This window comes from Streptomyces marokkonensis (genome assembly GCF_039539045.1).
GTDB lineage: Bacteria > Actinomycetota > Actinomycetes > Streptomycetales > Streptomycetaceae > Streptomyces > Streptomyces marokkonensis.
The window spans coordinates 1-525 of record NZ_BAABCQ010000422.1 but is presented as its reverse complement, the minus strand read 5'-3'; the positions used below and the strand labels follow the sequence as shown (position 1 = coordinate 525).

1 protein-coding gene is annotated in these 525 nt (G+C 68.2%); it reads left to right on the top strand.

Annotation, left to right across the window (positions count from 1 at the left end; genetic code table 11):
• Positions 1-55: 55 nt before the first annotated feature.
• Positions 56-525 (top strand): hypothetical protein (locus ABEA26_RS36220; protein ID WP_345598346.1); only part of this gene is annotated, 470 nt, incomplete at its 3' end.

The window sequence follows — 525 nt, the reverse complement described above, 5'->3', positions numbered from 1 at the left end:
CTGAATGCAACGTAGCGTTTCTGACATCAGAAACATTGCGTCACAGGAGCACACCATGCAGAAGAAGGAGCACACCATGCAGAAGTTCGACACCCCCGCCCCCCTCACCGCCGTCCTCGACATCCCCGCCGGACACATCGGGTTCATCGCCGCCGACCGGACCGACACCACCGTCGAGATCCTGCCCGCCGACGCCTCCAGGAGCCGCGACGTGAAGGCCGCCGAACAGACCACGGTCACCTGCACCCAAGGCACCCTGCGCATCGACGCCCCCACCCCCAGGAACCAGGCCTTCGGCTCCTCCGGCACCCTCAACGTCACCGTCCACCTCCCCGCCGGCTCCCGCATCGAAGCCAGGACCGCCGACATCCGGCTGCACAGCACCGGACGACTCGGCCACGTCACCCTCGACAGCGCCCAGGCCACCGTCGACCTCGCCGAAACCGAAGGCGCCCGCCTCACCCTCGCCACCGGCGACATCACCGTCCACCGCCTGAACGGCCCCGCCGAGATCACCACCCGCAA